The sequence below is a fragment of the Kaistia sp. UC242_56 genome, assembly GCF_044452255.1.
GTDB lineage: Bacteria > Pseudomonadota > Alphaproteobacteria > Rhizobiales > Kaistiaceae > Kaistia > Kaistia defluvii_A.
Genome location: NZ_JBIOAN010000002.1, coordinates 3800120 through 3822984, shown reverse-complemented (window position 1 = coordinate 3822984; position 22865 = coordinate 3800120). Strand labels below are relative to the sequence as shown.

Annotated in this window: 25 protein-coding genes; 9 read left to right on the top strand and 16 right to left on the bottom strand. The window is 66.2% G+C overall.

The window, feature by feature from the left end:
- Positions 1–122 precede the first annotated feature (122 nt).
- Together ACHMWQ_RS20735 and ACHMWQ_RS20730 are read right to left on the bottom strand one after the other, a co-directional pair.
- Positions 123–356 carry a hypothetical protein gene (locus tag ACHMWQ_RS20735; protein WP_396308916.1) on the bottom strand — a complete coding sequence of 78 codons (234 nt, stop codon included), beginning with the start codon at positions 354–356 and terminating at the stop codon, positions 123–125.
- Between the two features lie 212 nt (positions 357–568).
- Positions 569–1189 (bottom strand): glutathione S-transferase family protein, encoded by a 621-nt coding sequence (locus ACHMWQ_RS20730; protein WP_396309501.1) that lies wholly within the window; start codon positions 1187–1189, stop codon positions 569–571.
- A gap of 166 nt (positions 1190–1355) precedes the next feature.
- Here ACHMWQ_RS20730 and modA point away from each other — a divergent pair, with 166 nt between their 5' ends.
- The 3 genes from modA (at position 1356) to modC (ending at position 3984) form a co-directional block, all read left to right on the top strand.
- Positions 1356–2159, top strand: a complete 804-nt coding sequence (gene modA, locus ACHMWQ_RS20725; protein ID WP_396309500.1) for a molybdate ABC transporter substrate-binding protein — start codon at positions 1356–1358, stop codon at positions 2157–2159.
- A 65-nt stretch (positions 2160–2224) separates the two neighbouring features.
- Positions 2225–2920, top strand: coding sequence for a molybdate ABC transporter permease subunit (gene modB / locus ACHMWQ_RS20720; protein WP_396308915.1), 696 nt, complete (start codon positions 2225–2227; stop codon positions 2918–2920).
- Entirely contained in the window at positions 2917–3984 is a 1068-nt protein-coding gene (gene modC / locus ACHMWQ_RS20715) for a molybdenum ABC transporter ATP-binding protein (protein WP_396308914.1), read from the top strand. The genes modB and modC overlap by 4 nt, the downstream gene beginning before the upstream one ends.
- Before the next feature lie 45 nt (positions 3985–4029).
- Here modC and ACHMWQ_RS20710 read toward each other — a convergent pair whose 3' ends face one another.
- Both ACHMWQ_RS20710 and ACHMWQ_RS20705 read right to left on the bottom strand, forming a co-directional pair.
- Positions 4030–4410: a septal ring lytic transglycosylase RlpA family protein gene (locus ACHMWQ_RS20710; protein ID WP_396309499.1), complete on the bottom strand. Its 381-nt coding sequence runs from the start codon at positions 4408–4410 to the stop codon at positions 4030–4032.
- Positions 4411–4610: 200 nt separating this feature from the next.
- Entirely contained in the window at positions 4611–5402 is a 792-nt protein-coding gene (locus tag ACHMWQ_RS20705) for a DUF72 domain-containing protein (RefSeq protein ID WP_396308913.1), read from the bottom strand.
- A 71-nt stretch (positions 5403–5473) separates the two neighbouring features.
- Between ACHMWQ_RS20705 and ACHMWQ_RS20700 the strand changes: the two genes are divergently transcribed.
- The gene (locus ACHMWQ_RS20700; RefSeq protein ID WP_396308912.1) at positions 5474–5713 is read left to right on the top strand and encodes a DUF2892 domain-containing protein; all 240 of its coding nucleotides are present in this window, start codon (positions 5474–5476) and stop codon (positions 5711–5713) included.
- A 20-nt stretch (positions 5714–5733) separates the two neighbouring features.
- Here the strand turns inward: ACHMWQ_RS20700 and ACHMWQ_RS20695 are convergent, their stop codons facing one another.
- A complete protein-coding gene (locus ACHMWQ_RS20695; RefSeq protein ID WP_354550619.1) occupies positions 5734–5988 on the bottom strand; it encodes a GlsB/YeaQ/YmgE family stress response membrane protein in 255 nt (84 codons plus the stop codon).
- A 75-nt stretch (positions 5989–6063) separates the two neighbouring features.
- Positions 6064–6483, bottom strand: coding sequence for an alternative ribosome rescue aminoacyl-tRNA hydrolase ArfB (gene arfB / locus ACHMWQ_RS20690; protein WP_396308911.1), 420 nt, complete (start codon positions 6481–6483; stop codon positions 6064–6066).
- A 110-nt stretch (positions 6484–6593) separates the two neighbouring features.
- On the opposite strand from arfB, the gene ACHMWQ_RS20685 reads away from it, so the two are divergent.
- Positions 6594–6782, top strand: coding sequence for a hypothetical protein (locus ACHMWQ_RS20685; protein WP_354550615.1), 189 nt, complete (start codon positions 6594–6596; stop codon positions 6780–6782).
- A 143-nt stretch (positions 6783–6925) separates the two neighbouring features.
- On the opposite strand, the gene ACHMWQ_RS20680 is transcribed toward ACHMWQ_RS20685, so the two are convergent.
- From ACHMWQ_RS20680 to ACHMWQ_RS20670, 3 genes are all read right to left on the bottom strand, one after another.
- Entirely contained in the window at positions 6926–7249 is a 324-nt protein-coding gene (locus ACHMWQ_RS20680; protein WP_396308910.1) for a GYD domain-containing protein, read from the bottom strand.
- A gap of 127 nt (positions 7250–7376) precedes the next feature.
- Positions 7377–7634 (bottom strand): hypothetical protein, encoded by a 258-nt coding sequence (locus tag ACHMWQ_RS20675; protein ID WP_354550612.1) that lies wholly within the window; start codon positions 7632–7634, stop codon positions 7377–7379.
- Between the two features lie 165 nt (positions 7635–7799).
- The gene (locus ACHMWQ_RS20670) at positions 7800–8789 is read right to left on the bottom strand and encodes a substrate-binding domain-containing protein (protein WP_396308909.1); all 990 of its coding nucleotides are present in this window, start codon (positions 8787–8789) and stop codon (positions 7800–7802) included.
- 476 nt (positions 8790–9265) lie between these two features.
- Between ACHMWQ_RS20670 and ACHMWQ_RS20665 the strand changes: the two genes are divergently transcribed.
- The 3 genes from ACHMWQ_RS20665 (at position 9266) to ACHMWQ_RS20655 (ending at position 11693) form a co-directional block, all read left to right on the top strand.
- The gene (locus ACHMWQ_RS20665) at positions 9266–10006 is read left to right on the top strand and encodes an ATP-binding cassette domain-containing protein (RefSeq protein ID WP_396308908.1); all 741 of its coding nucleotides are present in this window, start codon (positions 9266–9268) and stop codon (positions 10004–10006) included.
- A gap of 33 nt (positions 10007–10039) precedes the next feature.
- Positions 10040–11035 carry an ABC transporter permease gene (locus ACHMWQ_RS20660; protein ID WP_266329701.1) on the top strand — a complete coding sequence of 332 codons (996 nt, stop codon included), beginning with the start codon at positions 10040–10042 and terminating at the stop codon, positions 11033–11035.
- 292 nt (positions 11036–11327) lie between these two features.
- Positions 11328–11693, top strand: coding sequence for a winged helix-turn-helix domain-containing protein (locus ACHMWQ_RS20655; RefSeq protein WP_396308907.1), 366 nt, complete (start codon positions 11328–11330; stop codon positions 11691–11693).
- A 3-nt stretch (positions 11694–11696) separates the two neighbouring features.
- Here the strand turns inward: ACHMWQ_RS20655 and ACHMWQ_RS20650 are convergent, their stop codons facing one another.
- The 5 genes from ACHMWQ_RS20650 to ACHMWQ_RS20630 form a co-directional block, all read right to left on the bottom strand.
- Positions 11697–12938: an NAD(P)/FAD-dependent oxidoreductase gene (locus ACHMWQ_RS20650; protein WP_396308906.1), complete on the bottom strand. Its 1242-nt coding sequence runs from the start codon at positions 12936–12938 to the stop codon at positions 11697–11699.
- A gap of 51 nt (positions 12939–12989) precedes the next feature.
- A complete protein-coding gene (locus tag ACHMWQ_RS20645; RefSeq protein ID WP_354550603.1) occupies positions 12990–13817 on the bottom strand; it encodes a lytic murein transglycosylase in 828 nt (275 codons plus the stop codon).
- 179 nt (positions 13818–13996) lie between these two features.
- Entirely contained in the window at positions 13997–14494 is a 498-nt protein-coding gene (locus ACHMWQ_RS20640; protein WP_396308905.1) for a YaiI/YqxD family protein, read from the bottom strand.
- Positions 14495–14791: 297 nt separating this feature from the next.
- Complete coding sequence (locus ACHMWQ_RS20635) at positions 14792–16027, bottom strand: lytic murein transglycosylase (RefSeq protein ID WP_396308904.1); 1236 nt, start codon at positions 16025–16027, stop codon at positions 14792–14794.
- Between the two features lie 76 nt (positions 16028–16103).
- Positions 16104–16904 (bottom strand): DUF1194 domain-containing protein, encoded by an 801-nt coding sequence (locus tag ACHMWQ_RS20630; RefSeq protein WP_396308903.1) that lies wholly within the window; start codon positions 16902–16904, stop codon positions 16104–16106.
- A 169-nt stretch (positions 16905–17073) separates the two neighbouring features.
- Between ACHMWQ_RS20630 and ACHMWQ_RS20625 the strand changes: the two genes are divergently transcribed.
- On the top strand, positions 17074–18588 hold the full coding sequence (locus ACHMWQ_RS20625) for a DHA2 family efflux MFS transporter permease subunit (protein ID WP_396308902.1): 1515 nt from the start codon (positions 17074–17076) through the stop codon (positions 18586–18588).
- Here the strand turns inward: ACHMWQ_RS20625 and ACHMWQ_RS20620 are convergent.
- Both ACHMWQ_RS20620 and ACHMWQ_RS20615 read right to left on the bottom strand, forming a co-directional pair.
- Entirely contained in the window at positions 18502–20403 is a 1902-nt protein-coding gene (locus ACHMWQ_RS20620; RefSeq protein WP_396308901.1) for a diguanylate cyclase domain-containing protein, read from the bottom strand. The genes ACHMWQ_RS20625 and ACHMWQ_RS20620 overlap by 87 nt on opposite strands.
- A 164-nt stretch (positions 20404–20567) precedes the next feature.
- Complete coding sequence (locus tag ACHMWQ_RS20615; RefSeq protein WP_396308900.1) at positions 20568–22631, bottom strand: elongation factor G; 2064 nt, start codon at positions 22629–22631, stop codon at positions 20568–20570.
- Positions 22632–22865: the final 234 nt, after the last annotated feature.

The window sequence follows — 22865 nt, the reverse complement described above, 5'->3', positions numbered from 1 at the left end:
GAGCGGGGCGGCCAGCCAGAATTGCTCGATCTCGAAGGAGTCGTGGTGCTGACGGCGCTCGCCGCCGGCGGGAGGCCGGCGGACCTGGACGCGTTCGTGCGGACGGGGAGGACGATTGAACATCAGCCATTCACATCCGCTTGGGCGACGACCGGAATGACCGGGCCGAGCGAAACGCCGCTCCGCGTCGCCTGCCGGGTCGGTTCGCCATCCGGCGCGCTCGCGCCGCCGATGGCATGGACGGCGACGATCGCCACGACGATGGCAGCGTAGGCCGCCATCCAGAGATAGAAGGCTCCGCGCGTCGCCCGCTCGCGCCGATGGCTCCCGCTGAAGCTCCTGTTCGTGTCGTCCATGCTCATCATCTTTTCCCGTCGATCTTGCCGTCAGCCGCGCCCGTCCCACGCTCCTATTCAGAGCCTCGACTACGGCGCTCGTCCGGATGGATTGTGGCTTTGCCCGACAGATATCGTGTCGAAAGTAAGGGCTTGGAATCACGGTTAAAAATCCGTGAAAGCCGTTCATAGACGGTGACCGCTGAACTGTCTGTGAACGCCGTCACCGCCCCCTACGGCCGCCAGTCGATTCCGATATGCCGAGGCCGCGCCGCGACGCGGGCAAGCCAGGCGCGGATCGCGGGATAGCGGCTAAGATCGTAGTCAGCTTCCTCGGCGACATGGGTGTAGCCATAGAGCGCGATGTCGGCGACGGAGAAGGCCGGACCGCCGAAGAAGTCATGCTTCGCCAGGAACGCCTCCATGATGCCGAGGACGCGGTTGCCCTTCTCCTGCCATTCGTCGATCCGGTGCCCCATGGTCTCGCGACCGCCGGGGATGTAGTGCAGCCAGTTGCGCGCCACGGCGATCACCGGCTCATGGCTGTACTGCTCGAAGAACAGCCACTGGTAGCAGATGGCGCGATCATAGGCGTCGGCCGGGATCAGCGCGCTGCCCTCGGCCAGATGCAGCAGCATGGCGTTCGATTCGGCCAGCGGCCGTCCATCCGGCAAGATCAGCAGCGGCACCTGGGCGTTCGGATTGAGCGCCAGGAATTCCGGGCTCGTCGTCTGCCCGCTGCCCTTCACGAAGTCGACGATCCGGAACGGAATGTCGAGCTCGTGCATGGCAAGGCGCGGCTTGTAGCAATTGCCCGAGAACTGCATCGAATAGAGCGTGTATTCGGCGACCATCATCATCCCCCTTGCTTTGCGTCAGGCTAGCCGGGGCGGGCGCGCCGCGTCCAATTCCAATTCGTGCAGCCGGCATCAACGGGAGTGATCCTTCCGGAAGGGGCGTTGATCGCATCGACATTTCCGTGCAGAAATATCGCTCCGATTTGAGGAGCTCTCCATGTCGATCCATCGCCTCCGCCGCGGACTTGTCCTTCTTGGCAGCCTTGCCTTTCTTGTCGCGCCGCTTGTCGCCCCATTCGCCGCCACGACGGCGCAGGCGGCCGACGTCACCGTCTTCGCCGCCGCCAGCCTGAAGAATGCACTCGACGGCGCGGCGGCCGCCTACAAGGCCAAGACCGGCAAGGAATTGGCGATCAGCTATGCGAGCTCGTCCAACCTCGCCAAGCAGATCGAAGCGGGGGCGCCGGCCGACATCTTCTTCTCCGCCGATCTCGACTGGATGGACTATCTGGCGAAGAAGGACCTGATCGACCCGGCGTCGCGCGTGACGCGGCTCGGCAACACGCTGGTTCTGGTCGCGCCCAAGGATTCCGCCGCCACGCTGACGATCGCCAAGGATTTCCCGCTCGCGGAAGCGCTGGGTGCGGATGGCAAGCTCGCCATGGGCTCGATCGATTCGGTTCCGGCCGGCAAATATGGCAAGGCGGCGCTGACCGCGCTGGGCGTCTGGGATTCGGTCGCGCCGAAGGTCGCCCAGGCCGACAGCGTCCGCAGCGCGCTCGCCTTCGTCGCCAAGGGCGAGGCGCCGTTCGGCATCGTCTATGGTACCGACGCCAGGGCCGAGCCCAACGTCAAGGTGGTGGGCATTTTCCCCGAGACGAGCCATCCCTCGATCGTCTACCCGGTCGCCCGGGTCGCGGCGTCCACCAGTCCCGATGCCAAGGCGTTCCTGGAATGGCTGAATTCGGCGGAAGCCCGCCCGAGCTTCGAGGCGCAGGGTTTCACCTGGCTCGAGGGACGCGGCTAGGCGGCTGGATGTCGTGAGGCTGGCGACCTAGTCTCGATGCTGGCGATTCCCCAAGCGGCTGATGGATGAACGGCTTTCTCTCCCCCGAAGAATGGACCGCCATCGGCCTTAGCCTGAAGGTGTCGTCCGTGGCGACGCTGGTCAGCCTGCCGGTCGGCATCGCCATGGCGATGCTGCTGGCGCGTGGGCGCTTCTTCGGCCGGACCTTGCTGGACGGCCTGGTCCATCTGCCCCTGGTGATGCCGCCCGTCGTCACCGGCTACCTGCTGCTGCTCGCCTTCGGCCGCAAGGGGCCGCTGGGCGCCTTCTTCGAGCACACCTTCGGCCTTGTCTTCGCCTTCCGATGGACCGGCGCCGCGCTCGCCTGCGGCGTCATGGGCTTTCCTCTGATGGTGCGGGCGATCCGCCTCTCGATCGAGAGTATCGACCGGAGGCTCGAGCAGGCGGCTTCGACGCTCGGCGCGGGCAGGGCGCTCGTCTTTCTGACCGTCACCCTGCCACTGGCGCTGCCGGGCATCCTGGCCGGCGTGGTGCTCTCCTTTGCCCGTGCCCTGGGTGAGTTCGGCGCTACCATCACCTTCGTCTCCAACATTCCCGGCCAGACCCAGACGATTCCGTCCGCCATCTACGCGCTGATCCAGACGCCGGATGGCGACGCCGCGGCGCTGCGGCTGACCGCGATCTCGATCGCCATTTCGCTGGCCGCGCTCGTCCTGTCCGAATTCCTCGCCCGCCGCGTGGCGCGGGGAGGGGTGGCATGACGCTCTCGATCGCGATCCGCAAGCAACTGGGGCAGTTCTCGCTCGATATCGCGCTGGAGACAGGGCCCGGCGTTACGGCCCTGTTCGGACGTTCCGGGTCGGGCAAAACCTCGCTCGTGAATCTGGTGGCCGGTCTGTCCAGACCGGACCAGGGGCGGATCGTGCTCGACGGGCGGACGCTGGTCGATACCGAGCGGTCGATCTTCGTGCCGGCCGGAAGGCGGCGCATCGGCTATGTCTTCCAGGAGGGGCGGCTGTTTCCGCATCTCTCCGTGCGCTCCAACCTGCTCTATGGCCGCTGGCTGACGCCGCAGGCGCGGCGCTGGGGCAGTCTCGACGAGGTAGTGGACCTGCTCGGCATCGGCGCGCTGATGGCGCGGATGCCGCGGGATCTCTCAGGCGGCGAGAAGCAGCGCGTCGCGATCGGCCGGGCGCTGCTGTCGAGCCCCGATTGCCTGCTGATGGACGAGCCGCTGGCGGCGCTCGATCGCGAGCGCAAGGCCGAGATCCTGCCGTTCATCGAGCGGCTGCGCGACGCCAAGCGACTCCCCATCGTCTATGTCAGCCATTCGGTCGAGGAGGTGGCGCGCCTGGCCGATACGGTGGCGCTAATCGAGGCAGGGCGCGTCGCCGCGCTCGGGCCGGTCGGCGAGGTATTCGCGCGCCTCGATGCGATCGGGGAGTGGGAGGCCGGCGCCGTGCTGGAGGCGACCGTGCTGGCCCAGGATCCGGAAGCCGGCGTCACCCGGCTCGATCACCCGGCCGGGTCGCTGGTCGTACCCTCGATCGAGGCGCCGATCGGCAAGCGGCTGCGCATCCGTATTCGGGCCCGCGATGTGACGCTGGCCGTGGGCGAGCCCGGCCGGCTCTCGGTCCGCAACCGCCTGAGGGCGGAGATCGTCTCGATCGGCGAGGGTCGCAGCCACGATGTCGGCATCCGCCTCGACGTCGGCGGGGAGCCGATGCTGGCGCGGGTCACGTGGGACGCTGTGCGGGATCTGGAACTGGTTCCGGGCCTCGCCGTCACCGCGCTGGTCAAGGCCGTGGCGCTGGACGGGACTTAGGCTCGCTCCACCATCGGAGGCGATGGGACCGAGCCTTGCCGGAGATCAGGCGGGGCAGGAGTTCTTCACGGCGGCGCCGTCGACGACGAGGCGGACCTTGGCGGTGCCTGACTTGACCATGCCGAGCTGCTGCGCCGCGGCGCGCGAGACGTCGATCACTCGGCCGCCGGTGAAGGGGCCCCGGTCGTTGATGCGGACGACGACATACTTGCCGTTCTTGAGGTTCTCGACCCGGACGCGGGTGCCGAAGGGCAGCTTGCGGTGGGCGGCGGTCAGGGCGTTGGGGTTGTTGCGTTCACCGTTGGCGGTCTTGCCGCCGAGGGCATACCAGGAGGCTCGGCCACACTGGGTCCCGGCTTCGGCCGGAAGGCTCCCGAAGGAGAGGGCCGCACCGGCGGCTACGAGAGCGGCCGTCACGGCCGCGATACGCAATTTTACCTGCACACTGGATCTCTTCGTTTTCGCGTTCGCCGACGCGGATTGCACCCAAAACGGAAACAAGCTTCGTTGGCTGTTTATCAACAGCCGAAAAAGGCGAGAATTGGGCGCTGGATTGTTCACAAAATCGATGCAACCGGGTGCAACCGGTTGGGAATCGACGAGCGTCGGCGGGGCCCCAGACTGACTCAGCGGGAGGCGAGTTTCTCGATCAGCGCCATGGCGGCAAACGGCGCCTTCGGCTTGAAGCCATTGATCATGTAAATGAAAACGTCGCGCTTGCCGGCCTTGGCCGGCTTCTCCGCGAGCAACGGCAGGTCGGCGGGGACACCGCCCTCGGCCCAGCGCTCGGCGCGCTTCTTCCACTCGGAAAGAGCGGACTCCGGATAGCCGATTTTTTCCTCTTCGGATGCATTTTGCAGGCGTGCATAGACGAAGCCGGCCGTCGGGTCGGCAATCTGGGGGTGCGTCTCGGAATCGGCTACCACCACCGCGACGCCATGCTTGCGGGCCAGCGCGATGAATTCCGGCGTCTGGAAGCTCTCGTGACGCACCTCGACCGCATGGCGGATGGCGATGCCGTCGACCGTCTTCGGCAGCAGTTCGAGGAAGCCAGCGAAATCCTCGGCGTCGAATTTCTTGGTCGCCATGAACTGCCAGTTGATCGGCCCGAGCTTGGGGCCAAGCTCGGTGACGCCGCTGGCGAAGAAGCGCGAGATCGACTCGCCCGCCTCGGCGAGCACGCGGCGGTTGGTGGCAAAGCGCGGGCCCTTCAGCGCGAAGACGAAATCGTCCGGCGTCTCGTCGGCCCATTTGCGGAAGCTCTCCGGCTTCTGCGATCCGTAATAGGTGCCGTTGATCTCGATCGAGGTGAGCTTGGAACTGGCATATTCGAGCTCGCGCTTCTGCGGCAGCCCGGCCGGATAGAAATTGTCCCGCCAGGGTTCGAACGTCCACCCACCTATGCCAACCCGGATCATCGCCTACCTCTCCATTGGAACGGGCACGACACTCGCGCGTTCAACCCCTGTCAGCAATCGGAGAAAAAATCATGTTTCGGGCAAAACCCCCCGTTGTCGTTCCGGAAGTCTCGACCGAAGGCCGCATCGTCTCTGTGGTTGCCGGCCTCATCCTCGCGGCGGCAGCGGTCAAACCACGGCCGAACCGGCTGCTTTCCGTGCTCGCCCTGGCGACTGGCTCTTATCTCGCCTATCGCGGCGCCACTGGTCACTGCCCGCTGACGAAGGCCGTGCATGATCATTGCCCGGAATGGGAAAGCCGGGTTCGCTGAACCCGGCCGTCTCTTTTCGATCAGGCGCGCTTCTTGACGATGACGCCCCAGATCAGCAGTACGATGACCGCTCCGACGATGGCGCCGATAAAACCGGCCTGGTCGTTGGGGCCGTACCAGCCAATGGCCTGACCCAGATAGGTGGCCAGGAACGCGCCGGCGATGCCCAGGATAACTGTCAGAATGAAGCCGCTCGGCTCATTGCTGCCCGGGGTGATGAACTTGGCGATGACGCCAGCCACGAAGCCGATGATGATGGTCCAGATGATGCCCATGAGGCTCTCCCCGTAATGATGCCGCAGCAGCGGCCGCGGCAAAATGTTGCACGGGTTCTGCTGATTTGGCGAGGGCTAATCGACCTTCACACCGCCGCGCATGGCCTTGACCCCGGAACGTTTCGCCTTGCCCTCCAGACGCCGCTTTTTCGATGCGAGCGTCGGTTTCGTCGCACGCCGCGGTGTCGGCGGAATCAAGGCTTCCTGGATCAGCGCCACGAGACGCTCCAGCGCGTCGGCCCGGTTTCGGGCCTGATCCCGAAAGCGCTGGGCTGTGATGACGATGACGCCATTTTGCGTCAGCTTGGATCCTGCCAGCCGCATCAGCCGCACCGCGACCGCGTCGGGCAGCGCGCGCGAACGCCGCGCATCGAAGCGCAGCTGAACCGCGCTCGAAACCTTGTTTACGTTCTGCCCACCCGGTCCGGAAGAGCGGATGAAGCTCTCCTCGATCTCGCTGTCGTCGAGGGCAATGTCGTCATTGATGCGGATCATGAGTGGCCTTCCAGGCCGACCCCATAGCATGGCCGCACGCTCTTCGGCAGGGGGTGTCGCAGCGGCACGCGACTTGTGCTAGAATCACCGAGCAGAGAACGGGGGTAACGATGGATCTCCAGTTTGGACTAGCTGTCGCACTCGTGGTCGTCGCTGGCTTTCTGCTTGCCAACAAGGCCGGAGCCGGCCCGATCATCTGGGCCGATCATGGCGTTGCTTCGCAGCGGTCGATGATGCTTTCCGGGGTGTCGTTCGTCTTCGACGGCACGCTGCCGCGCATCAGCCTGCCGCCGCGCTGAGCCTCGCGGAGCGCGATGATCGATCTTCCTGCCGATGCCATGGCACGGCGGGTAGGGTGTGGCCGCATTTTGCATGCTCCGCTAGCGCCTCTAGGCTTGGCCTCAAGTGAAGCGACCTGTCTGCTTTGTCGGAAGCGGCTGGATCAGGCCGGTGGCGAGTACGCTCCGGTCTTCGCCTTGCGCATCGCTTCCACCCCTTCGGCTGGGGTCATCAACACTGTGGTCTCGAATTTCGACAGGGAGCCGGTCGCGCTGGTCGCGAGCGCCACGGCCGCCGCCGACACATTGTCCGGGAATTCGGCAATGATCACGACGTCGAATTCGCCGAGAGCGAAATAGAAGGCGTGCAGCTTGCCGCCCATCGACTCCACGACCTTGCGAACCGCATCTTCGCGGTTCTGCGGATTGGCCACCATCGCCTTGACGGCGCTGGCGGCGTAGGAGACCTGCAGAAGATAGTGAGCCATGAGGTCCTCCCCTGGGACGCGGACGCCCCGGTTGCCCGCCTCGGATCCGGCAGATCGCCGGGCGCGGGACAAGAGTGAACCTCATGCTGACCCAAGGGAAGGTTCGCGGCGGGTGCTCGCGAGAGTTTTACTGCTTGGCCTGGGCCTCGGCGATGGCCTTGTCATAGGCGGCGCAGATCTCGTCGAAATTCGTGGTGCGTTCGGCGACACGGTCGACCTCGACCTGCCGCTTGCGCCATTCCGCAGCCTGGCTCGGATCCTTCGTGGTGATCTGCTTGACCAGGTCGGCGAGCGAAATCGACTTGGCCTGAAGCTCCTCCTCGGTGCAGGCGAAGGCCGGTGTCGCGGCCAGAAGGAGCGAAAGTGCCAGGATGGTGCGGCGCATCGTCTGATATCCTCGTCTTGAAGTCAGTCCCCGGTCCGATATAGAGCCTCGGCGCATGCGATGCACGCCCGGCGATCGGGCCTGAATGGAAAAGGGGCGCCATGGGCGCCCCTCTAGTGGTCAGTCGATGCCCCGGGCCCGTCTCGATCCGTGGGGCTGTCTGGATTACTTGGCCAGGCAGCTGTCGACATTCTCCGGCAGGCAGGTGTCGAGGCCCGTGAACAGGATCTCGTCAACCTTTTCGCCATTGATCAGCTTGATCATGGCGTCCGGCGCCTTGTAGCCCATTTCGAACGGCCGCTGGCCGATCTGGGCATGGCTGCGACCGGCCTTGAGCGCGTCGATCTGCGGCGGCAGCGTGTCGCCGGCGATGATCACGAGGTCCTTGCTCTTCAGGCGTTCCATGACGCCGTCGGTGACCTGCGCATAGGCCTGCGGGGCGAACTGGGCCCAGCCGCCGACGAGCACGAAGGCGTCGAGCTTCGGATTGGCGGTGAAGGTATCGCTCATCTGCTGGTTGGCGAGGTCGGACTGGTCGTTGGTGAACAGCGGGCAGCCCGCCGGCTCGGTCCAACCGTTCTGGCCGGTCAGCTTGTCGACATCCTTGGCACCGGCCAGCGTGTCGCGCACGCCGGCGGCGCGGGCGGCGATGTTGGCGGCCGCGACGTTGCCGAGCTGAAGGCAGACGGTGCCGCCCTTCTTCAGCTTCTGCAGTTCCTCGCCCATCTTGACGCCCATCAGGTAGTTGTCGGTACCCAGATAGGCTTTGCGGAGCGCGGCATCTTCCTTGTTCAGGTCGGCGTCGACCGTCATCACGGGGATGGTGGGCGCGCGCTGCTTCAGCAGATTGGCCATGGCCGGCGCGTTGGACGGCGAGATGGCGATGGCGGCGACGCCCTTGGTCAGCAGGTCGTCGACGATTTGGACTTCGCCGGCTTCATCATTGCTGGAAGCAGGGCCGGTATAGAGGCAAGTATAGCCCTTGCCCTGGTTCTCGGCGTTCCACTTCTGGCAGCCCTTGTTGATTTCCTCGAAGAAGGGATTGTCGAGACCCTTCACGACGATGGCGAGGACCTTGTCCTCCGCGCGCGCCGCGCCGAGGCTGAACGCCAGGCAGGTGGTGGCAAGCGACAGTATCGCGAGTGTCTTCTTCATGCTGTTGTCCTCCCGAGACAATAGAAATCCGTCGTCCGCCACCCTATGAAAGTCGCGCATTCCTGGATCCCGGGTGTTCCCGGTCATCGCGGCGCGAACGATTTTGGGCCCTCTGTCGTATCAGCGGACACAACCAACTAAATTCCGAAAGCGAACAAAGTCAATCCGATTAATCCTATGAAATGCGTCATGCTGCATCGCATTGTAAGTTTTTGCATCGCAATATGCGCCGTTCCGCCACCCATTTTCATATCAGTATACTAGCTATGCTGCCGAACCGAGGTATAGCGGTTTATAGCGGGGCAATAAAACTGGGGTGCCTCAGCGGCATCGTCGCGCTATTTGTCTGATGTTAAAGTTGACGGCGCTCTGGCGCGCCAATAAGGGTAAAAAGAGACCCGGGCGGCGTCGCCGCACCGGACACCAGGGAAACGACGGGCCGGCCAACGGCCTGCGTGGCAGGGAGGAGCGCCGGGATGACTGTCCTGGAACTCAAGGGCATTTCGAAGCATTTCGGGGCGATTCAGGCCCTGAACGACGTTTCGCTGACCATCGAACCCGGCGAAGTCGTCGGGCTGATGGGCGACAATGGCGCCGGCAAGTCGACGCTGGTGAAGATCATCGCCGGCAATTTTCCGCCGTCGCACGGCACCATGCGGGTGCTGGACCGAGAGGTCCATTTCCACAAGCCGGTCGAGGCGCGCGAGAACGGCATCGAGGTCGTCTATCAGGATCTTGCGCTCTGCAACAATCTGACGGCGGCGGCCAATGTCTTTCTCGGCCGCGAGCTGAAGCGCGGTTTCGGGCCGATCCGCATCCTCGATTACGCGACGATGTACAAGCGCGCGGCGGCGCTGTTCAAGGAGCTGAAGTCGGAGACGCGGCCGCGCGATCTCGTCAAGCAGATGTCGGGCGGGCAGCGCCAGGCGGTGGCGATCGCCCGCACCCGGCTCTCCGATTCGAAGATCGTGCTGATGGACGAGCCGACGGCGGCGATCAGCGTGCGACAGGTGGCCGAGGTGCTGAACCTGATCCGCCGCCTGCGCGACCAGGGCATCTCCGTGATCCTGATCAGCCACCGCATGCCGGACGTGTTCTCCGTCTGCGACAAGATCGTGGTGCTGCGGCGCGGCACGAAGGTGGCGGACAAGCGGATCGCCGACAGTTCCCCGGAAGAAGTGACGGCCTTGATCACCGGCGCGCTCGAGCGCGCCTGACATCGAGCGAAAGGAAGAGGGAGGACGTTACAAATGGCTGTTTCGCTCGACGACACCATCAACCACCAGACGCACAGCACGCTGAGCTGGCTGCTGTCGCGGCAGACCTTCTGGGTATTCCTGGCGGCGGTGCTGGCTTGCATCGCGCTGACCTTCATGACCGACACCTTCGCGACCAAGAACAATCTGTTCAACGTGACGCGCAACTTTGCCTTTGTCGGCATCGTCGCGATCGGCATGACCGTGGTGATCATTTCCGGCGGCATCGACCTTTCGGTCGGCTCGACGCTCTGCCTCTCGGCGATCGTCACTGGCCTGGTGATGAGCGCCGGCTATCCGCTGGCGGTCGGCATCGCGCTGGCGCTGGTCGCCGCCATCCTCGTCGGCATCGTCAATGGCGTGCTGATCGCCTATGTCGGGATGCCGCCCTTCGTGGTGACGCTCGGCATGCTTTCGGTGGCGCGAAGCATGGCGCTGGTGCTGTCCAACAACAAGATGGTCTACCAGTTCGGCCCCGACCAAGCCCTGCTGCTGCAGCTCGGCGGCGGTACCACGCTGGGGATCGCCAATCCGCTGATCGTGCTGGCCGTGATGGCGCTGATCGCCGGCTTCGTGTTCCGCTGGACCGGTTGGGGGCGGCACATCTTCGCCATTGGCGGCAATGAGCAGGCGGCGGTGCTGACCGGCGTACCTGTGAAGCGCATCAAGGTCGGCGTCTACGTCATCTCGGCGCTGACGGCGGGCATTGCCGGCGTACTGATGACCGGCTGGCTCGGCAGCGTGACGACCAATCTCGGCACCGGCATGGAACTGACCGTGATCGCGGCGACCGTGATCGGCGGCGCCAATCTCGCCGGCGGCGTCGGCACCGCGTTTGGCGCGGTGGTCGGCGCGGCGCTGATCGAGGTCATCCGCAACAGCCTGATCCTGCTGGGCATCTCGACCTTCTGGCAAGGCGCCTTCGTCGGCAGCTTCATCGTGATCGCGGTGGCCTTCGACCGAATCCGCAGCTTCCGCCAGTCGGACTGAGCAGAACCTCCGGGCGCCGTCTCGTGCCGGCGCCCGGAGTTCTATAAGCGGCGTCTTCTTCAACTCTCCCTCAGGGAACGGTCGGAGCGGAGCTCCGGGTGAGGGTTCAGGGACCTATCCGGGTGAGGCCGTAAACCCTCACCCGCCGCACTACGTGCGTCGACCTCTCCCTCAGGGAGAGGTGAAGAAGACAGGGTGCCTTGATCAAGCTGATAGCTGTGGAACTCCCTCGACGGTCGGGCCGGGCATGCGCCAGAATGCGCGTCCCGTTCCCATGGAATCCTGAAACCGCATGAGACTTCCCAACCAGACCGAAGGCCTGCGTTTTCGCCTCGTGCTCAAGCCTGGCTTCGCGCTCGGGCCGGGCAAGGCGGATCTGCTGGAGGCGATTGCGGAGACCGGCTCGCTCTCCGGCGCCGGGGCGCGGCTCGCGATGAGCCCGAAGCGCGTCTGGAACCTCGTTCGCGAGATGAACACCGCGTTCCGGGATCCGCTGGTCGAGACCGAGAAGGGCGGCACGGGCGGCGGCGGCAGCGCGCGGCTGACGCCAATCGGCCGGCTCGTGCTCGATCGCTATCGTGCCATGGAGGCGGAGACGAATGCGCGCATCGCCGCCGGCGTCGCGGAGTTGCGCGGGCTTTTGCGCGACGAAGGCTGAGCCTCAGGCCGGCATTGCTTCCAGGCGTGCCAGAATGCCCTTGGCGGCGGCGATGCCCGTGGCGAAGCTCGCCTGCAGCAGATAGCCGCCGGTCGGCGCCTCCCAGTCGATCATCTCGCCCGCGACGAACACGCCGGGCAAAGCCTTCAGCATCATGCCGTCATCAATGCCACTCCAGGCAACGCCGCCCGCGGTGGAGATCGCGCGCTCGAGCCCTTCCGTGCCGGTGAGCCGGATCGGGACCGCCTTGATCAGGCCGGCCAGCGCGTCTGCGTCGCGCGGCAAGGCCGGGCCATTTCCTTCGCGCATCAGGTTGATGGCGACGGGCGGGAGATGCGCCGCCTTGCGCAGCAGGTTGGACAGCGACTGGCCCGGCTTCTGCGCCGCGATCCGCGCCGAAAGCTCGGCCGCGCTGCGGCCCGGCGCGAGGTCGAGATGGATCGTCGCGTGGCCGTCGCGAGCGATTGCGTCGCGCAAGGGCGCCGACAGCGCGTAGATGAGGCCGCCCTCAAGGCCATGCGCCGTCACCATCGCTTCGCCGCGCAGCGTGATGTCCTGGAAGCCGATCGCAAGCGCCTTCAACGGTGTGCCGGCGAAGCGGGTCTTGAACAGGTCGGACCAGCCTGTCCGGAAGCCGACATTGGCCGGCCGGAGCGGCGTGACGTCGACGCCCTTTTCCCAGAGCCTGTCGGCAAAGGCGCCGTTCGAGCCCAGGCGCGGCCAGCTGGCGCCGCCGACGGCCAGCAGCGTCGCATCGGCCATGGCCGTTTCGGTCGAGCCGTCCGCATGGCGGAAGATCGGCTGGCGGTCGGCGTCGAAGCCCAGCCATTCGTCGCGGAGACGGAAACGGACGCCGAGTTCGTCGAGCCGGCGCAGCCAGGCGCGCAGCAGCGGCGAGGCTTTCATCGAGGTCGGGAAGACGCGGCCGCTGGAGCCGACGAAGGTCGCTTCGCCAAGCGCTTCGGCCCAGGCGCGGAGCTCGGCCGGGGGAAACGCCTCGACCAGGGGCGCAAGCCGGCTCGACGCGGCGCCATAGCGGGGGAGGAAGTTCTCCAGCGGTTCGCTATGGGTCAGGTTGAGGCCGCCACGCCCGGCCATCAGCAGTTTGCGGCCGATGGAGGGCATGCGGTCATGCACCGTGACGGCGAGACCGGCCTTGGCGAGCGTCTCGGCGGCGATCAGGCCGGCAGGGCCGGCGCCGATGATCGCCACGGAGCGTGGCTTGGGGGAGGGTGTGTTGGACATCGCCGCGGTTTGTCGGTCGAAACCGCGGCGATCGCAAGAGGCTGATTGCGCCTAGCGCTTGCCGACCAGCTTGTCGGCGAACAGAGCGGCGCTCTTGGCATAGACGCCGGCCTTGTTCCACTCCCGCAGCACGGCGAAGTTGTGCGAGCCTTCTTCCCAGCTGCCGCCGCGCTGCCAGCCGTAACCCTTGAGGTAATTGGCGGTGGAGGCGAGCACGTCGATCGGGCTGTTGCGCAGGTCGGCATGGCCGTTGCGGTCGAAATCGACGGCGAAGCGGATGTAGGAGGTCGGCAGGAACTGGGTCTGGCCGAGTTCACCCGCCCAGGCGCCTTTCATCTGCGCCGGCGACAGGTCGCCACGCTGGACGATCTTCAGCGCGGCCATCAGCTGGTCCTGGAAGAAATCGGTGCGGCGGCAATCGAAGGCCAGCGTCGCGAGCGAGCGGAAGGTCGACATGTTGCCGCTGCCGGCGCCGAAATCGGTCTCCATGCCCCAGATCGCGATCAGGATCGGGCCGGGGACGCCATAGGTCTTCTCGATCGCCGCGAGCGTGCTGGCGTAGCGCTGCATCAGCTGCTTGCCCTTGGCGACGCGGCCCGGCGAGACGACGCGCTTGGCATACACCTCGAAGGGCTGGGCGAAATGCTTCTGGTTACGATCGAGCTTGATGACGCGCGGATCGTAGGTAACGCCGGCGAGCGCCTGGTCGACGACGCTGCGCGAGATGCCCGACGAAACGGCCTCGGCCTTGAAATCCTGCAACCACGCGCCGAACTGCGCGGGATCCTTGCCGCAGGTTGCAGCTTCAGCCCGTCCCAAACCGGCCGCAAGCGCGACGGAAAGAACCAGGGCCGACAGGCGGAGCTTCGAGATCTTCATAATAAGCCTTTGTCTAGTCGGAACGGCCGTTCACTATGCGGGCTTCGCGAGCACGCGCAAGACGACACTAGTCGAGCGATGGTTACCTAGCAGTTGAGGGTGCGCCCAAGTGTTATCTTGGTCACACTTTGGGCGGTGTTTTGGGCTGCCAGCGTTGTTTGCAGGGATGGATGCGCGTTCTAGCCGAAGCCTGCCCGCTTCAGCCGGACGATGGCGAGATCGAGCGCGGACAGGAATGCCGACCGGTCGCGCGGCGAGAACGGCCTGGGGCCGCCGGTGACGGCGCCGGCCGAGCGCAGGTCTTCCATCAGGTTGCGCGTTGCCAGCACATTGCCGATCGAAGCCTCGGTGAATGGCCTGCCATTGGAGCCGATGACGTCGGCGCCGGCCTTGATGCAGCGGTCTGCCAGCGGGATATCGGCCGTAATGACGATATCACCCCGGCCGACGCGCTCGGCGATCCAGTCATCGGCGATGTTCAGGCCGCTCGGCACGACGACGCGCTCGATCCAGGGCTCGCGCGGGATGCTGATCGGCGTGTTGGCGACCACATGCACCTTGAGGCGGTGCCGCTCGGCGACCTTGTAGATCTCCGCCTTCACCGGGCAGGCGTCGGCATCGACATAGATCTCGATCGGGCGGGAGGCTTGGGGGGAATTCTCGGTAGGAGCAGACATTCGATACTCGAAAAGGAAGAAGGGCCGCCCTTCCGGACGACCCTTCCATTGTCAGACCGCGACCCGGCGCGAGGCCGGAGGAAAGCCGGTCACGCGGCGCAAACCTCTGCAAAGAGAGAGATCCGGACCATTGGAACCGACATACGCGGTGAACGACAATGAGACACTAGACCACCTCCTTTCGATTGTTGATGACATGGTTAACGTAGCGCGTTTCCGCCCGATTCGTAAGGGCAGCCGATACGCTTCCGCAGCGGCGCGCTGTTTTTGCATCAGATGGCCAGGGCGGAAGCCGGCTCAGCGGATCGAGCGCAGCATGCCGGCATCGGGGAAGCAGGTGGCGCGGCGGCCGTTCGCTTCTTCCCACGCGCCGATGGCGATGCGCGTCTTAAAGCCGACGAGACCATCCGCCGTGCCGACATCGACGCCGCGCTTTTCGAGCCTTTCCTGCATGGCGCGGACGTCGGAGCGGGTGAAGCCGCCGACATCGCCCCAGGGATTGGCGATCGCGCCGGCGCCGCGCAGCCGATCGCCGAGATGGCCGATGAACAGGGCGTAGAGATCGGACTCGTTGTAGCTCTTCAGCACGTAGAAATTGCCCGAGACGATGAAGGCGGGGCCATGCCGGCCGGCCGGCATCAGCAGATGGCCGATGCGGTCCGGCGTTCGGCCGGCGAGCTTGCCGCCGCCAACGGGGCGCACGCCCATCGCCTGCCAGGCCGCGAGCGGCTTGCCCTGTTCCGGGCCTTCCAGGCTGCAGGAGACGTTTTCGGGAACCTCGACCTCGACGCCCCAGCCGACCCCGGGCTGCCAGCCGCTCTGGCGCAGGTAGTTGGCGATGGAGGCGAGGCTGTCGGGCACGGAATTCCAGATGTCGCGTTTGCCGTCGCCGTCAAAATCGACGGCGAGCGTCAGATATTTGGATGGCAGGAACTGCGGCTGGCCGAGCGCGCCGGCCCAGGAACTGCGCATCTCGTTCAGCCCGATATGGTCGCCGTCGACGATCTGCAGCGCCGCGAGGAATTCGGGATAAAAGCTCTTCTTGCGCGCGCCCATGAACGCCTCGGTCGCCAGAGCCCGGACGGCGGAGTAGGGCATTTTGGCGGCGCCATAGCCGGACTCGCGGCCCCAGATCGCCACGACGATTGGCGCCGGCACGCCATAGGTCTTCTCGATCTTGGCCAGGGTCTTGGACCATTTCGCCATCAGCGTGCGTCCGCCATTGGCAAGGCCGGCCACCTTCGCTTCGCTGAAATAGCGGGCGGGGCCGGAGAACTCGGCCTGGCGCTGCGGTTCTTCCTTCTTGCGCGGGACGCCGGGCGGAGCGAGGTCGGGCAAGCTCCAGTCCAGCGTCAGGCCGCTCAGCGCCGTGTCCAGCGTCTGGCGCGAGATGCCGCGCTTGGCCGCGTCTTCGCGCACCGTGCTCGCCAGCCAGGCCTGGAACTGCCTCTCGATGCGGGCCTTGTCGGCGGTCTGGGCGGTTGCCGGCAGCGCGGCGAGGAAAAGCAGGCAGAGGCAGAGCAGAATGCGCACGGGATCGGTCACCTGGCCGTGAAAGGGATATGCACGGCACCTTGGCGAAGCCGGGCCCTTCGCGCAACCTTGTCCGTCAGCGTGGCGCCGTGCGGCCGCCGCCTTCGCCCGTCAGGCAGTCGGTTTCCGGCCCGGCGATCCGATCCGCCACGGGCAGGATTGGCAGCGGGCGCGCGGCGATTTCCGTCACCAGCTTGCGGCGGATCGCGACCTCGAACTGGTCGACGTCGGAGACCGCCAGGGTGAAGGCGCCTTCTCCCCCCATCACGCAATCCCGGTAATAGGCGTCGAGATTGTCGATGTCGAACACGCTCGAACTCCCGCTATGCGGCGGCTTCAGCATGATGGCCAGCCCGTTGATCGTGATGCCGCGCGCCACGACCCGGTCGCGTATGCCGGGGACGGTCGGTCCCATGTTGTTGGGTCCGTCGCCGGAGATGTCGATGGTGCGCCGGGTGCCGCGATAGCCATTGTCGTCGAACAGCGCGGCCGCGAAGGCGAGACTGCCCGAGATCGAGGTGCCATAGCGGCCGATCACCTCGCCCGGCGCGATGCGGGATGCTACGGCGTCGGCGCTTTCCGCCCCGTCGATCAGGCTCCAGGGCACGATGATCGTCTGGGAGTTGATCCCGGACCACTCGACATAGGCGAGCGCGATGCGTCCCATCGGCCCCGACTGGATCGCAGCGAGGACCTCGGGATGGCGCAGCGCGTTGACGTAGCCCTGGCGCTGCAGATCCTGCTCGTCGGCATCCATGGAGCGGGAGACGTCGACGGCCAGGATCAGTTCGAGATCGACGGGGATCTCCTGGGCACGAGCGGACGGCATGCCTGTAATCATCAGCAGGCCTGCGATCAGCACTGGCGAAAGCCGCATGGCGCACCTCGATCATCTTGGGTTGCGGGCGCCCCCAAGGTTCAGCCTAGGGCGCTGTCGGCATGCCGCAAGGGAGCGGGTGTAGATTCCTGTCGGCCCCATGCCATCCCCGGCGCGCCAGACAGGATTCTCGGCTACATTCCGCGCAGCGATGGCGGTGGAGACGAGCGTGACCGAAGCGGGCGTAGAATTTTCTCCGTCAGGCGAGACGAGCCGACGGCGCTATGTGCTTGCCGCCACCATTCTGGCCTCCGGCATGGCCTTCATGGACGGCTCGATCATCACGGTCGGCCTGCCGGCGATCCGCGCCAATCTCGGCGCCAGCTTCGGCGAGGCGCAGTGGACCTCCAACGCCTACACGCTGACGCTCGCCGCCTTCACCCTGCTGGGCGGCGCCGCGGGCGATGCCTATGGCCTGCGCCGGGTCTTCATGCTGGGCATCGCCCTGTTCGGGCTCGCCTCGGCGGCCTGCGGCTTCGCCTGGTCGCCCGAAAGCCTGATCATCGCCCGCACCATCCAGGGCGTCGGCGGGGCCCTCATGGTGCCGGGTTCGCTGGCGCTGATCTCCGCGCATTATCCGGCCGACATAAGGGGGCGGGCGATCGGAACCTGGGCAGCCGCCTCGTCGATCGCGCCGGCGATCGGCCCCATCATCGGCGGCGCGCTGGTCGATCTCGGTTCCTGGCGGGCGCTGTTCCTGATGAATGTGCCGATCGCGATCGGGGCGTGGTTGCTGTGCCGTTCCAAGGTTCCCGCCGATGCGCGTACGGTCGCGGTGCGGATGGACTGGATCGGCGGCGCCTTCGCCGTGGTGGGTCTCGGCGTGCTCGCCTATGGGCTGACGGATCTGGGCGCCTCAACCGGCATCCGCTTCGACCTGGCGGTCGCATTGTCCCTGGCCGGAGCGGCGGTGCTCGTCGTCTTCGTGATCTGGGAAGCGATCACGCCCGCGCCGATGATGCCGCTCGGCCTGTTCGCCAACCGGATGTTCTCGGGCGTCAATGTGCTGACCCTGCTGCTCTATTTCGCGCTGGCCGGCGCGTTGTTCTTCCTGCCGACGGCGCTGATCCAGGCGCATCACTATCCCGCCGCTCTGGCCGGTTCGGTCTTCCTGCTCTTCGTCATCGTCATGGGGCTGCTGTCGCGCTTCGGCGGCGGGCTTTCCGACCGGATCGGCGTGCGGCCCTGCCTCACGGTCGGGCCGATCCTGACTGGCATCAGCTTCCTCCTGCTGTCGCCGGCGGTCGCCAACGGGGCGTTCTGGACGGCGATGGTGCCGACCATGATGCTGATGGGGCTGGGCATGGGCATCACCGTCGCGCCGCTCTCGACGGCGGTGATGAACGCGGCGCCGGAAGCGCGGCGCGGCGCGGCCTCCGGCATCAACAATGCGGTGTCGCGGGTCGCCGGCCTGATCGCCGTGGCCAGCCTCGGCATCGCCGTCACCTATGGCTTCGACGGCGTACTCCTGGGCGCTTCCGACGACGCGGCGCGGTTGGTGCGCGAGGCGGGCTTCGGCGGCAATATGGGCGCGGTTGAGGGGACCGATCCGGCGGCGGTGCGGGCGCTTTGGGCGCAGGCCACGATCTCGGGCTTTTCAGCCGTGGCGCTCGTCTGTGGCGTCTTCGCGATCGCGGGCGGGCTGGTCGGCTGGCTGTTCACCGGCAGCCGCCATGAGGTCTAAGACAGTCTTGTCCCACGCGAATGTTTTGTTTTCGCCGGCGGGCGAAGCCTCCGCGACCCGGTAGGCGCCGCCACCGCTGGCCTTGGCGTCATAGAGCGCGATATCGGCGAGCCGATAGGCGTCTGCGAAATCCGGTCCGCCATTCGCCACCGCGGCGATGCCGATGCTGGCGCCGGTGGTGACGACGGAATCCGCGAAGCCGATTGGTTCGCAGATGCGTTCGATCAGCAGCCGGGCCGTCTGCTCGACCTCGGCGGGCGGGGCCTGGATCAGCAGCGCGAATTCGTCGCCGCCAATGCGCGCGGCAATGTCGTTCTTGCCGAGGCAGGCGCGAATTCGGTCGGCGATGGCGAGCAGGGCGTGGTCGCCGAATTGATGGCCGAACCGGTCGTTGATCGGCTTGAAGTGGTCGAGATCGATCAGCACGAAGCAGAAGCTGCGCGCCTGCTCGTTCCAGCGCCGGAAACTTTCGCCGAGGGCGGCCCGGTTCGACAGGCCGGTGAGCGAGTCGTGATGGGCGCGACGGTCCAGTTCCTCCTGGCGGGCGCGCCGGCGCGTGATGTCCTGTATCGTGCCGACGGCGCGATAGGGGCGGCCTTTGGCGTCGCGCTCGACGACGCTGCCCCGGTCGAGCACCCAGATCCAGCGGCCGTCCTTGTGGCGCAGGCGCTGCTCTATGCTGTAGCGCGGCGTCCGCCCTTCCAGGTGATCGCGGATGCGCCGCTTGCTTTCCAGCGCATCGTCGGGATGGCGCAACTGGTCCCAGGTGTCGGCCGTCTCTTCCAGCTCGTCGCGCTCATAACCGAGGATCGCGTACCAGCCGTCGCTGAAATAGGCGCTGTTATCGCCGATGCACCAGTCCCACACGCCTTCGCCCGAGCCGGCCAGCGCATAGCGCAAGCGCTCCTGGCTCTCCTTCAGGGCGCGCGTCATGGCGTAGAGCCCCGCCAGGGCGGCGGCGACGAACAGCGGCGGGATGGTGATGAAGCTCAGGGCCAGTTCCGTGCGCTGCAACTGCCACGCGAGGGATCGGCTGATCGCCGTGTTCGGCCACTCGCCGATGATCACCAGCTGGACGATCCCGAGCGACAGCAGCGAACTGGTGATCGCGGTCGCCGGGGGGCCGAAGCGGATGGCGCACCAGAGCAGCGGCACGGTGAAGAAGCTGACCATCGACACGTTGGCGTGGCGCATGACCACGATCGACGCGGCGATGATGGCGACAATGGCGAGATATTCGAGAATTCGCACCGTGCTGCCGGAGCGCAGCGCGCTCCGGAATGTTCCGACCCAGCCCATTTTGCCCATGGCGAAATGGGGAGCGAGGATGATCAGCGCGCTGGCAGCGTTGAGGCGCCAAAGCGTGGCTAGGCTGTCGGAAAAGACGACGCCCTCGAACCAAACCAGGGTCGCTGCGGCGCCGATCGCGCTCAGCAGGGTGGCCAGCGACAGGATGGCGATAAGCGCGGCGACGCTGGCGACACTTTCCAGTCCCGATGCGAGCAGGTTCAGCCGACGCGCGAGGATGACGACCACCGCCACCTCGACCATGTCTGATGCCGCGATGGCGATGCCCATCGGCCCGGTGCCCAGGACAGTCTGGATGACAACGCCGGCTGCCAGGCCGCCCATCGCTACCCACGGCAGTTGCCGGACACCAAGCGCGAGGACCAGGATTACCGTCACGCCGTTGGCGGGCCAGAACGCCGCCTCGTTGCTTGCGACCAGCATCAGCCACAGGCCGATTGCCGCCCCTATCCCATAGACGAGGGCACCCGAGGCGAACGAGATCACGGGGGAAAGAAAACGCTGCACGGTTCGCGCCCTGGTTGTGGGTTCTGCAATCCTCAAATCGCAGCAATTCGTTGAGGAAGAGCGAAGATGGTCCGGAAAATTGGACCCATGCGGCGCAAAAGCGGCGGCGGCGCAACGGAAACCGGAGAGCGGCGCGGCTCTCCGGTCCGGTAGGGGCGCCCAACTCAGGCGGCGCGGGTTCCCTTCTTGTCTGCAACCTGGTCCGCCAGGCGGCCGGTCAGCTCGGCCAGATGGTCGAAGCGGCTGGAATAGGTGCCGACGCCGGCGGTCGCAGAGCGCAGTTCGACGATCAGTCCACGCATCTCCGATTCCGGGATTTCGGCCTCCACCACGTCCCAGCCGGGCCAGCCGGCCTTGGCATCGAAGCCGAGCAGCTGGCCGCGTCGTTGCGTCACCATCATGTTGACCCGCGAACTTGCTTCGGACGGCACGGTGACCGAAACATGCAGAACGGGCTCAAGGAGGACGGGGCTGCAGGCCTCCAGCGCCTCGCGCATGCCGATCTGCGCCGCCGTGCGGAACGCCTGATCGGACGAGTCGACGCTGTGATAGGAGCCGTCCGTCAGCTTGACGGCAACGTCGACGACCGGAAAGCCGAGCGGGCCGCGTTTCAGGACGTCCTGCACGCCCGCCTCGATGGCCGGAATGTAGTTTCGCGGCACCACGCCACCGGTGATGGCGTCCTCGAACAGGAAGCCGTTGCCGCGCCTTTGCGGCCGGATCTCCAGCACGCAATCGCCGAACTGGCCGTGCCCGCCGGACTGCTTCTTGTGGCGGCCTCGGACGGTCGCCTGGGTGCGGATGGTCTCACGATAGGGGATCGTGGGTGGCCGCGTCTCGACCTTGAGGCCGTAGCGCGCGGCGAGACGCTCCAGCGCAACCCTGAGATGCATCTCGCCCTGGCCGGCGAGGCGGATCTCGCTTGTCTCTTCGTCCTGCGTAACCACCAGGGCAGGGCTCTCCTCCGAGAGGCGCTGCAGGGCGGCCGAGAGCTTCGTCTCGTCCTTGCGCTCGGCCGGGCTGACCGCCAGCGCGATCACCGGCTCGGGCGTGGCGAGCGGCGCGAGTTGGACCGGCGGCTGCTTGCCGGTGGCGAGCGTCATGCCGGTAGCGGCGCCATCGAGCTTGCCAAGCCCGACCACCTCGCCAGCGCCGGCGGGATCCCGCTTGGCGACCTGCTGGCCGATGACCCGCAGCAGCCCGGAAACCCTGCCGACCGGCCCGTCCGGGCCGACCAGTTCGGCGCCGTCCTGGATCGTTCCCCGCATCACGCGGGCGATGGACAGCTTGCCGGCATGGCCAGTGTGCACCGTCTTGAGCACCTGGACGACCGTCTCCGGGCCATCGTCGAGGCCGAGACGCTTGGCTGTCGCCGCGACGTCGGGCGCTTCGTGCCGGATCGCCTTCAGCAGGCGGCCCACGCCATGGCCGTGCAGGGCGGAGCCGATCAAGACGGGGCAGACCAGCCCGGCGCGCATGTCGGCGACGAGGTCGGTCAACACATGCTCGCGGGAGGGTTCGACGTCCTCGAGCAACTCCTCCATCAGGGAATCGTCATAGTCGGCGAGCTTTTCCAACATCGCATAGCGTTCGCGCGCCTCGTTGACGCGAACCTCGTCGGTCATGTCGATCAGTTCGCTTGGCGCATATTCGCGGTAGATGAAGGCGCGCTCCAGCGCCAGGTCGACGAAGCCGGTGACGACATCATGCTGGCGGATCGGGATATGGCGCAGCAGCAGCGGCACGCCGCTGGCCGGCTGGAGCAGGTCCAGCGTCTCGCGAACGCCCTTCTCGCTCTTGTCGATCTTGTTCAGGAAGAGGATGCGCGGAATGCCGAGCGCCTCGAGCCGCCGCAGGATCAGCTGCAGCGCGCCGACCTTCTTCTCGTCGGGTTCGGCGACGACGATGGCGCAGTCGACCGCGGCAAGCACTGCCTCCGCTTCATGCGCGAATTCGACGGAGCCGGGGCAATCGAGCAGGCTGATGCGCTCGCCCATGAAGCTGGTTTCGGCGACGTTGAGCTCGACGCTCATGGCATGGGCCCGGGCTTCCGAGCCGGCATCGCCGACCGCCGTGCCGTCGCCCACCAGGCCCTGCCGATGGATGGCGCCGGTTCGAGCCAGGATGGCTTCCATCAGCGTGGTCTTGCCGCTGCCGAACGGTCCGATCAGCGCGATCGCCTTGGGGCCGGCGCTTCTGCCGACTCCACCTCCGTTCCTGTCCGTCATCGCTTCCTCCGTTCATGAAATGTTCTTGTGGCATTCTCATGTCTTGGACGCGTGGACCGGCGCCAGTATCCCGGCCCGCCTCGGGATCGTCTCAGGGAATACCGGATGTGGCAAGGCATTCGGCACGGAGGGCCCGAAAACGAAAAAAGGCCCGCGCCGTGGCGCGGACCTTTCCATCCTTGCGGATGCCGATTGTTTCGACGGCCCCGAAGGGCCGGATCGTCGATCCCGCGA

Excerpts from the sequence above, each read along its gene's own strand:
- ACHMWQ_RS20735 (WP_396308916.1), bottom strand. The coding sequence starts at position 356 with ATGGACGACACGAACAGGAGCTTCAGCGGGAGCCATCGGCGCGAGCGG.
- ACHMWQ_RS20730 (WP_396309501.1), bottom strand. The coding sequence starts at position 1,189 with ATGGTCGCCGAATACACGCTCTATTCGATGCAGTTCTCGGGCAATTGC.
- modB (WP_396308915.1), top strand. The coding sequence starts at position 2,225 with ATGAACGGCTTTCTCTCCCCCGAAGAATGGACCGCCATCGGCCTTAGC.
- modC (WP_396308914.1), top strand. The coding sequence starts at position 2,917 with ATGACGCTCTCGATCGCGATCCGCAAGCAACTGGGGCAGTTCTCGCTC.
- ACHMWQ_RS20705 (WP_396308913.1), bottom strand. The coding sequence starts at position 5,402 with ATGATCCGGGTTGGCATAGGTGGGTGGACGTTCGAACCCTGGCGGGAC.
- ACHMWQ_RS20700 (WP_396308912.1), top strand. The coding sequence starts at position 5,474 with ATGTTTCGGGCAAAACCCCCCGTTGTCGTTCCGGAAGTCTCGACCGAA.
- ACHMWQ_RS20695 (WP_354550619.1), bottom strand. The coding sequence starts at position 5,988 with ATGGGCATCATCTGGACCATCATCATCGGCTTCGTGGCTGGCGTCATC.
- arfB (WP_396308911.1), bottom strand. The coding sequence starts at position 6,483 with ATGATCCGCATCAATGACGACATTGCCCTCGACGACAGCGAGATCGAG.
- ACHMWQ_RS20685 (WP_354550615.1), top strand. The coding sequence starts at position 6,594 with ATGGATCTCCAGTTTGGACTAGCTGTCGCACTCGTGGTCGTCGCTGGC.
- ACHMWQ_RS20680 (WP_396308910.1), bottom strand. The coding sequence starts at position 7,249 with ATGGCTCACTATCTTCTGCAGGTCTCCTACGCCGCCAGCGCCGTCAAG.
- ACHMWQ_RS20675 (WP_354550612.1), bottom strand. The coding sequence starts at position 7,634 with ATGCGCCGCACCATCCTGGCACTTTCGCTCCTTCTGGCCGCGACACCG.
- ACHMWQ_RS20670 (WP_396308909.1), bottom strand. The coding sequence starts at position 8,789 with ATGAAGAAGACACTCGCGATACTGTCGCTTGCCACCACCTGCCTGGCG.
- ACHMWQ_RS20665 (WP_396308908.1), top strand. The coding sequence starts at position 9,266 with ATGACTGTCCTGGAACTCAAGGGCATTTCGAAGCATTTCGGGGCGATT.
- ACHMWQ_RS20660 (WP_266329701.1), top strand. The coding sequence starts at position 10,040 with ATGGCTGTTTCGCTCGACGACACCATCAACCACCAGACGCACAGCACG.
- ACHMWQ_RS20655 (WP_396308907.1), top strand. The coding sequence starts at position 11,328 with ATGAGACTTCCCAACCAGACCGAAGGCCTGCGTTTTCGCCTCGTGCTC.
- ACHMWQ_RS20650 (WP_396308906.1), bottom strand. The coding sequence starts at position 12,938 with ATGTCCAACACACCCTCCCCCAAGCCACGCTCCGTGGCGATCATCGGC.
- ACHMWQ_RS20645 (WP_354550603.1), bottom strand. The coding sequence starts at position 13,817 with ATGAAGATCTCGAAGCTCCGCCTGTCGGCCCTGGTTCTTTCCGTCGCG.
- ACHMWQ_RS20640 (WP_396308905.1), bottom strand. The coding sequence starts at position 14,494 with ATGTCTGCTCCTACCGAGAATTCCCCCCAAGCCTCCCGCCCGATCGAG.
- ACHMWQ_RS20630 (WP_396308903.1), bottom strand. The coding sequence starts at position 16,904 with ATGCGGCTTTCGCCAGTGCTGATCGCAGGCCTGCTGATGATTACAGGC.
- ACHMWQ_RS20615 (WP_396308900.1), bottom strand. The coding sequence starts at position 22,631 with ATGACGGACAGGAACGGAGGTGGAGTCGGCAGAAGCGCCGGCCCCAAG.